Raw genomic sequence first — 394 nt, 5'->3', positions numbered from 1 at the left:
GCATGTCGCCGCCCACCAGCACTGTTTGCCCGGTCAGTCCGAGGACGTCGACAAAGGCAGCCGCCACGGCCCGGACAGTGCCCACGGTGATGGTCGTACCGACGATCCCACGGACGTCGTAGGCCTTAAACGAGCTGGACAGGTCCATATTTGTATTGGTCGATGTAGTCACACGATCAATCATACAGAGGCTAGAGCACGTCGGTGTCGCCTTTGGCTTTGAGTCCGTCCACTGCCTTCTTCACCAGTTGGGAATGGGCACGGGTTGTTACCAAGAGCGCGTCGGGGGTGTCCACCACGACGACGTCCTGGATGCCTATCAGCGCGATGACGCGTTTGGTGTCTGTCACCACGATCCCGGTGCTGTCCTCGGTGAAGACGCGGGCGCCTTCAC

Annotated in this window: 2 pseudogenes; both read right to left on the bottom strand. The window is 60.4% G+C overall.

Annotation, left to right across the window (positions count from 1 at the left end):
* Positions 1-184 (bottom strand): annotated as a pseudogene (gene manB, locus JMA46_RS16825) (phosphomannomutase/phosphoglucomutase); the annotation flags it as partial.
* Positions 185-191: 7 nt separating this feature from the next.
* Positions 192-394 (bottom strand): annotated as a pseudogene (locus JMA46_RS16820) (mannose-1-phosphate guanylyltransferase); the annotation flags it as partial.

This window comes from Arthrobacter sp. E3, from assembly GCF_017353415.1.
Taxonomy (GTDB): Bacteria; Actinomycetota; Actinomycetes; order Actinomycetales; family Micrococcaceae; genus Specibacter.
Note: the sequence above shows the minus strand (reverse complement) of the source record. Positions and strands in the feature narration are given on the sequence as shown.